At 73.3% G+C, this 7,881-nt stretch carries 4 protein-coding genes and 3 pseudogenes; 2 read left to right on the top strand and 5 right to left on the bottom strand.

Features of this window, described 5'->3' with window-relative positions; translation table 11 throughout:
* Positions 1–398: pseudogene (locus FRZ03_RS12410) on the top strand (MocR-like transcription factor YczR); the annotation flags it as partial.
* A gap of 77 nt (positions 399–475) precedes the next feature.
* Here the strand turns inward: FRZ03_RS12410 and FRZ03_RS12405 are convergent.
* The 4 genes and pseudogenes from FRZ03_RS12405 to FRZ03_RS40250 all read right to left on the bottom strand — a co-directional run.
* Positions 476–2,623 carry a bifunctional serine/threonine-protein kinase/ABC transporter substrate-binding protein gene (locus tag FRZ03_RS12405; protein WP_146465201.1) on the bottom strand — a complete coding sequence of 716 codons (2,148 nt, stop codon included), beginning with the start codon at positions 2,621–2,623 and terminating at the stop codon, positions 476–478.
* 2 nt (positions 2,624–2,625) lie between these two features.
* Positions 2,626–4,752: a bifunctional serine/threonine-protein kinase/ABC transporter substrate-binding protein gene (locus FRZ03_RS12400; RefSeq protein ID WP_146465195.1), complete on the bottom strand. Its 2,127-nt coding sequence runs from the start codon at positions 4,750–4,752 to the stop codon at positions 2,626–2,628.
* Positions 4,749–5,390 (bottom strand): hypothetical protein, encoded by a 642-nt coding sequence (locus FRZ03_RS12395; protein WP_146465194.1) that lies wholly within the window; start codon positions 5,388–5,390, stop codon positions 4,749–4,751. Before FRZ03_RS12395 ends, FRZ03_RS12400 begins: the two co-directional genes overlap by 4 nt.
* 362 nt (positions 5,391–5,752) lie before the next feature.
* Positions 5,753–5,887: pseudogene (locus tag FRZ03_RS40250) on the bottom strand (IS110 family transposase); the annotation flags it as partial.
* A 700-nt stretch (positions 5,888–6,587) separates the two neighbouring features.
* On the opposite strand from FRZ03_RS40250, the pseudogene FRZ03_RS41185 reads away from it, so the two are divergent.
* Positions 6,588–6,770, top strand: a pseudogene (locus FRZ03_RS41185) (hypothetical protein); the annotation flags it as partial.
* Positions 6,771–6,892: 122 nt separating this feature from the next.
* On the opposite strand, the gene FRZ03_RS12380 reads toward FRZ03_RS41185, so the two are convergent.
* Positions 6,893–7,800 (bottom strand): IS5 family transposase gene (locus tag FRZ03_RS12380; RefSeq protein ID WP_146464777.1). Its coding sequence is split into 2 segments (ribosomal slippage): positions 6,893–7,455 and positions 7,455–7,800, totalling 909 coding nucleotides; the frame shifts between segments, so codons are not numbered across the junction.
* Positions 7,801–7,881: the final 81 nt, after the last annotated feature.

Genomic DNA, 7,881 nt, shown 5'->3' with positions numbered 1-7,881 from the left:
ACCAACTGGTGGCGCTGCGGCTGATCGCCCGGGAGCCGCAGATCCTGCGGCGGCGGCTGCCGCTCCTGCGCGCGCAGCGCGACCAACTGGCCGCGCAGCTGCGCCGCGAGTTCCCCGACTGGCGCTGGCAGACGCCGCAGGGCGGCATGTGCCTGTGGATCGACCTGGGCCGCCCGATCGCCGGTCCGCTGACGAGGGCCGCGCTGCGGCACGGGGTGCGGATCGAGGGCGGCTCCCGGTTCGGCGCGGACCCCGGCACGTTCGAGCACCGGCTGCGCTGGCCCTACACGCAGCCCGCCGAGGTCGCCGACGAGGCGGTACGCCGGATCGCCGCGGCCCTCGACGCGGGCCTCGACGGTGCGGACGAGGAACCGGGGCGGCCGTACTGGGTGGCCTGACGCACCACGCGGTCACTCGAACGGGACACGGAGAAGGCGACCACCGCCTGGCCCCGCCGCACGGGCCGAAGACGAGGCTAGACCTTCACCTCCTGGTACTGGCCCAGGAAGAGCGGCGTTCCGTGCTCCACCCGCCACAGGAACAGCCCGGGCTCCTCGTCCACCTCCGCGGCGCGGTCCCGGAAGGCGAACGTCCGGGTGATGCCCCGGTACGACACGGCCCTCAGCCGGTGGGTGAGGTTGCCACGGTCCACAGGGCCCGCGCCCATGGGAGCGAGGACGTGCGCGACGAGACCGAGGGCGTCGTAGGCCTCGGCCGCGCCCCGGCCGACGCTCCGGACGCCGTACCGTTTCTTGAACGACCGTACGAAAGCGGCGGCAGGTGCCAGACGGGACGGGTCCACGAACGTCGCCGAGAAGACCCACCCCTCGGCCGCCGGACCGGCCGCGCGCAGGAACTCGGGTGTGAGGACGGCTTCGGTCGCCGCGGGGGTGCCGGTGAATCCCGCCGCCCGTAGCGCCCGTGCGCAGGAGGCGGCGCGCCGTGAGGAGTCACCGCAGTAGACGACGGCCTGTGCGCGTGCCGCGACGGCGGCGGCGACCGCGGGACCGAAGTCACCGGTGTCGGCGGCGACCTGGTGGCGGACGACCGTGCCGTTGGACGGAGGGTTCGCAGCCAGGCGCTGGGCGATCAGCCAGCTGTAGTCCCGAGCCGCCTGGTCCTCGACGAGAAAGGTGCGGCGGGCCGGGCGCACGCTGGTGAGATAACGGACCAGGGGCGCGCCGATCGCGGTGTCGGAGGGACGCAGCTGGAACACGGACGACGTGGGGTTCTTCATGTCCACTGCGGCGTACAGGGAGTCCGAACCCGCCCAGGCCGTCACCATCGGCAGGAACGCCTTCTTGTACCGGTCCGCGGCCGCGAGGGCCGTGGCGTCGGACGTCGGCCCGATCACCGCGCACACCCGGCCGTCCGCGACGAGGCGTCGGGCCGCCTCCTTGGCCCGGTCCGCGTCCCCCGCGTCGTCGAGCATCCGGAGGGCCAGGTCGAAGGGGCGGTCCGCACGCGCGTTGTGCTGTTCCACCGCCAGCCGGACGCCGTGCTCGACCGAGGCACCGAGCGCCTTGCCGGAACCGGAGAGGTCGGCCTGCACGGCGACGGTACGGCGTGGACGGGAGGCGGCGGTGGACGGCGGATCGTCGCGGCCGGTCAGCCGGACGGCTGCGGAGCCACCGGCGGCCAGCACGACGGCCGCCGTACCGCCCAGCACCAGCAGGCGCCGGCGGCTCGGCGCGGGCGGCTCGTCCACCGGCGCCCCGGGTGCCGAGGGCCGCTCGGGCTCGGGCAGGTGCAGCACCCGGGCCGAGCGTTCGGCGATCACTGCGGGCAGAGTGGGCGGCAGCCAGTCGTCGGTGCCGAAGTCGCCGAACTCGGCACGCAGTTCCGGCACGGTCGGGCGGGCGGCCGGGTCCTTGGCGAGACAGCGGGCGACCAGGATTCGCAGCCCGTCATCCGTGATGCCGTCGAGGCGGGGCTCCCCGTGCACGGTCCGGAAGAGGACGGCGGGCACCGTTCCGCCGCCGAAGGGCGGCCGGCCGGTCGCCGCGTAGGCGAGGACGCAGCCCAGGGAGAAGACATCGCTGGGCGGGCCGACTTCCTCGTCGCGTGCGCGAGCCTGTTCCGGCGAGAGGTAGCCGGGCGTGCCGATCACCACGTCGGTCGCGGTCAGGGCGGTGGCGCCGCCGACGCGGGCGATGCCGAAGTCGATGAGGCGAGGGCCGTCGAGGGCGAGCAGCACATTGCCCGGTTTGATGTCGCGGTGCACCAGTTTGGCCGCGTGGACGGCGGCGAGCGCCTCGGCGAGCCGCGCCCCCAGCGCCCGTACGGTGTCCGGGGGCAGCGGCCCGTGCCCGGCGACGGTTTCGGCGAGCGAGGGCCCGGGGACGAAGGCGGTGGCGATCCAGGGTTCGGCCGCCTCCGGGTCGGCGGCGGTCACGGGCGCGGTCCAGCGGCCGTCGACCCGCGCGGCGGCCTGTGCCTCACGGCGGAAACGGGCCCGGAACCCCGGATCGGCGGCGTGCTCGGCGCGGATCACCTTCAGGGCGGCCAGGGCACCGCCCTCGGAACGGGCGAGATAGACGACACCCATACCGCCCGCGCCGATCCGCGCGAGCAGGCGGTGCCCGCCGACCGACTCCGGGTCCTGAGCGGTGAGCGGACGCACCGTCACTTCCCCTTCGGCTGTGGCGCCCTGTCGGGGGCGGGCCCCAGGTACCGGAAGGCGCCGTCGCGCACCTGGTGGACGAAGCTGGCGGGGGTGCTGAGCTGCAGCATCTTCGGGTCGAAGGCGAAGTCCCGGGTGATGCCCCGGTATGTGGCGGCCTGCAGCGGGGCGACCAGCGCCTTGCGCGTCGGGCGCTTGCCCCGGGTGGCGGTGAGCCGGTGTATCAGCAGGTTCGCCGCGTCGTAGCCCTCGGCCGCCCAGAACCCGGGTGCGTGGCCGTACCGGGTGCGGAACGCCTGGGCGAAGGAGCGGACCCGAGCCGCGTCGGGGCCGATCGCCGTGGCCACGACCGTCCAGCCCGCCGCGCTCTCCTCGGCGGCGAACCGGGGATCGAGCGCGGGTTCGGCCGCGTACTTCGGCCCTTCGAAGCCGGCCAAGCCTCTGGCCGCCCGGATCGCCCCCTCCAACGGCCCGGCGTAGACGAACGCCTTGATGCCGGCGCCGCGCATGTCCTTCAGGACGGGCCCGAAGTCGGTCGTGCCGGCCGGGACGACGCGGGGGTGGGTGGCGTCGCCGTACTTCCGGACGATGAAGTTGACCATCTGGATGGTCTGCCAGGACACGTCGCCTGCGGTGCGGTCCAGCAGGACGCCGACGGGGGTGGCGGCGCTGGTCGCCTCCAGGTGGAAGGCCAGTTTCATGGCGACCGTGCCGTGCAGGGGGCGGCCGCGTACGAAGGAGCGGACGCTCTGGTACAGGTTCTGCCCGGCGGACATGCTGATCACGGGCAGCAGGGCCGCGTCGTAGACGGGCAGCGCGGCCTGGGTCGTCTGGTCGGTACTCGAGCCGAGCACGGCCAGCACGTCCGGGTCGTCGGCGAGCCGCTTGGCCGCGGCGGCGGCACGCTCGGCCCGGCCCGCGTCGTCGGCGGTCTTCAGCTCCAGCGTGAACGGCTTGTCGCGGCGGGCGTTGAACTCCTCCACCGCGAGCCGTGCCCCCTGCTCCTGTGCCTGCCCGGCCTCCCGGCCGGCGCCGCTGAGATCGGCCTGCACACCGAGCGCCCAACCGGGCGCGGCCGCCTGCTTCTTGCCGCTGCCGCTGGTGTGGCGGGCTGCCCAGGCGGCCACACCGCCGCCCGCGGCGAGCACGGCGGCACCGCCAGAGGCGACGGCGAGGAACCTGCGGCGCGATGGGGCGGGCGTGGGCGGCGCCTCGGCGAGCGTGGCCTGGATCTCGGGCAGGGCCAGCATTGCGGCCGACCGTTCGGCGACCGCGCGGACGACGTCGGCGGGCAGCCACTCGGCGGTGCCCGGGGGCATGTCCTCTACCAGGGCGGCGTCCAGCTCGGCCGCGGAGGGCCGGTCGGCGGGGTCCTTGGCCAGACAGCGCAGCAGGACGGCGGCCGTCTCCTCCTCCACGCCGTCGAGGTCGGGGCTGTCGTGGACGGCGCGGTAGAGCAGGGCATCGACGGCGCCGCTGCCGAAGGGCGGCCGGCCGGTCGCCGCGTAGGCCAGCACGCAGCCCAGCGAGAACACGTCGCTCGCAGGCCCGAGGCGCTCGCCGCCGGCCGTGGCCTGCTCGGGGGAGAGGAAGCCGGGGCTGCCGACGACGAGGTCCGCGGAGGTGATCGCGGTGTCGTCCAGGGAGCGGGCGATCCCGAAGTCGATGAGGCGGGGGCCGTCGGCGGCGAGCAGGATGTTGCCCGGCTTGACGTCCCGGTGCACCAGGCCGGCCTCGTGCACGGCGGTGAGCGCGCGGGCCAGCATCTTGCCGAGCAACCGTACCGTCCGCAGGGGCAGCGGGCCGTGCCGGCCGACCGCCTCGGCGAGGGACGGGCCGGGCTCGAAGGCCGTGGCCAGCCAGGGCTGTTCGGCGTCGGGGTCGGCGCCGGTGACCTTGACCACCCACGGGCTGTCCACACGTCGCGCGGCGTTCGCCTCGCGGCGGAAACGGGCTCGGAAGGCGTCGTCGTGCGCGTGTTCGGCCTGGATCACCTTGATGGCGGCGAGCGCACCCGACTCCGTACGGCCGAGGTAGACGACGCCCATGCCGCCCTCGCCGAGCCGGGCGAGCAGGCGGTGACCGCCGATGAACGACGGGTCGGAGGGGCGGAGGGAGCGGTCGGTCACTTCTGGGCTCCCAGTTCGCTGCGCACCTTGGTCTCCATCCCGGCCACCGCCCGTGCCTGGACGGTCAGCAGGTCGCTCTGGTCGAAGCCCTTGCCGCCCTCGACGACGACGGCGATCGTCACCGGGCCGATCCGGACCTGGTTCCAGATGTAGTACGTCGACCCCTTGCCGAGGACCGGGTTGTCGTACGTGCCCATCTCGATGAGGTAGTCGTCGGCGGAGGTGTTGCCGTTCGTGCCGTAGCCGGAGCCCATCGAGTTCAGGCCGGTGATCCGCTCGGTGGCACGCAGTTGCTGGTCGGGGCAGCGCAGCGCCTCCTCCAGCGTCTCGGCCATCTCCCAGTCCGCCTGCGCGACGGTGCGGTGCAGGGTGACGGTGGCGGCGGTGCGGACCTCGCTCTTCGCGCCGGCCGCGGGCAGCCGGCTGTAGCGGGTGAGGGTGGCGAGGACGTCGTCGGGCAGTGACTCCTGCCGCCAGACGCAATCGGTGCCCAGGACGGGCCAGTCGGCCGGGTCGCTCTCGTACGGGGGACGCTTGACGTAGCCCGGGCCGTAGCTATCCGGGCCCGCGGTGATGGCGCGGACCAGGTCCAGGGCGGCGGACGGCGTGGTGGGGACGCGCGCGGGGTCGACCGTCAAGCGCTCGGTGGTGACATTCGTCCCGCGCTGTCCGGCCGGTGAAGACGCGGCGGCGGAGGAGGCGCTCGGACCGGTCCGGTGCCCGCCGTCGCTCAAGCCGGAACAGCCCGCGAGCAGTACCCCGCATACGGCCAGCACCGCGTGTCCCCGCCTCGTACGTCGTTGCGTTGCAGCGCACGCCATGAAGCCCCCGATCACCATGCGTCTGCGCCAGTGTGCGACCGGAGCGAGTGTAGGGGATGCCGGTCAACTCACCGAACAGCAGTCGCTGTTGGCGCGACCGCGTGGCAGCCCTGAGGGTGCCGGCGAGTCCCCAGGCGGCTGCGCGCGCGGAGGCGGCGGGGAACCGGCTCGCCACGACCGGCAGCGCCGGGGTCGGGGACCCGCCGCATCGTCAGGCCCGGACGGTAGGCCACCGGACAGCCCCTGCCCCGGCCGACCGCCAGCGGCGGGGCTCCGATCGAGGCCGGCTGGTCGACCGCGATCAGCAACGTACCGTCAGGCCCGACCTGCCGCCTGACCCGCCCCGGCTCCGGGCGATCCTGGGGCACGTGGAGCGGCAGATCGCCGAGACAGCAGCCTGACCCGGGACGGGCGCCCGTCGGCCGAGTAGTGATGGAGCCGGAGCCCGGCCCAGAGAATCCCTTGCCGGTCGTCGTTCACGTCGGCACTCCGGGCGGGAGCCCCTGTGACACGGCGCAGCGGCGACATCTCCTGCGGCAGCCCTTGCGCCTTCTCTTGCGGCTTCTCTGGCGCGAGGCCTGCCGGCGCCGCCGCATCGGTGCAGATCAAACAACCCACCGCACGAGCGTGGTCGGGGCGCTGACATCCCCGTTGCGGCCGGTGTGAAGACGAAGGGACGGGCGGGATGAGCGGCGCGGCCGCGGCCTGGGGTCGGGCCGCGCTCAGGCGGTTGCGCGTTGGCCGGGGCCGCCGCGCCTTGCCGCCGTCAGTCCGGCAGCGGAGCCGGGACGGAAGTGCCGGCGGTGCTGTCCTTCCGGTGCTGAGGCCACCCAGGGGCAAGGGGCAAGACGGGAGAGTCCCGCTGGATGGAGGAACCGATGTGATCGTCGGTTCCGTATCCTTCCAGGCTCGTCGTCCCGCACGAGCTGGTCGAGCATGCGTCCTGGCTCATCTACACCCGAAGGCGCGAACTTCGTTCGCGGTGGCGGAAGTTGAGCTGCTTCAAGCAAGTCCCAGCAGTTCAACCGCGACCACGCCCGGCTGTGAGCTCCCGGTGAGCGCGCCTTCGCACAGCTCAAGTCCTGGCGACTGTTACGGCGCGCCCGATGTTCGACCCGACGTATCGGCACCGCCGTCCAAGCCATCCACACCCTCTTGACCTGCGACCGGCGAAGAAAGCAGGAGATGCCCCGTTGAAGTACACAGATCCCGAGGATCGATCCGAAGCTGAGGTACACGGTCATCCGTTGCATGCTGCGGTTGGCCGGCTTCTCCGCCGTACCGGCCGAGGATGTCGACGACATCGCCCGGGGCGATGTCTAGGTTCTGTCTGACAAATGATCTTGGGTAGGTTCCCGGAGCCAGAGGATGAGCGAGGCGAGGCGGATGCCGGCCTTGTAGCGGTCGGCGAGTTTGTCGAAGCGGGTGGCGATCGCGCGGAACTGCTTGAGGCGGTTGAAGCAGCGTTCGACGACGTTGCGAGCCTTGTAGAGGTCGCGGTCGAAGGCCGGTGGTCTGCCGCCGGCCCGGCCGCGCCGCTTCCGGTTGGCCTTCTGGTCCGCCCGTTCGGGGATGACGGCTCGGATGCCCCGGCGCCGCAGCGTCTGTCGGATCGCCCGTGACGAATACGCCTTGTCGGCGATGACCGCGTCCGGCCTGCGGCGCGGCCGACCGACACCGGCCCGGGGCACTCTCACCGCGTCCAGGACCGCCTCGAAGGCGGTGGAGTCGTTGACGTTGCCCGGTGTGACCAGGACGGCCAGGGGCAGGCCCCGGCCGTCACAGGCGAGGTGGACCTTGGTGGTCAGCCCGCCGCGGGACCGGCCGAGCGCCTGACGATCCGCCGCGCGTTCCGGATCTTCCAGTTCGTCCCCCGACACCGCCCCTTTTTGCGGGCGCCGGCGGCATGCTGGTGCGCACGGTTGATCGTGGAGTCGACCGACACGGTCCACTCCACCGCCCCGACCGAGTCGTCGCGGACCTGGACCTCCTGGAGCAGGCGGGCCCAGGTCCCGTCCGCCTCCCACCGGGCGAACCGCTCATAGACCGTCTGCCACGGCCCGAACCGTTCCGGCAGGTCACGCCACGGAGCACCCGTCCGCAACCGCCACAACACCCCGTTCATCACCTGCCGGTGATCCCGCCAGGGACGACCCCGCCCGTCAACACCCGGCAACAACGGCGCTATCCGCTCCCACGCCGCATCCGTCAACTCGCCACGACCCACCACAAGATCAATTATCAGACAGACCCTAGTGCTGCGACCGGAAGGGTTCACCGGCTCGCGGCGTCCGGCACGGCACCTCGC

The organism is Streptomyces misionensis, from assembly GCF_007896895.1.
Taxonomy (GTDB): domain Bacteria; phylum Actinomycetota; class Actinomycetes; order Streptomycetales; family Streptomycetaceae; genus Streptomyces; species Streptomyces misionensis_A.
The sequence above is the reverse complement of the archived record's forward strand: the minus strand, read 5'-3'. Positions and strand labels throughout refer to the sequence as shown.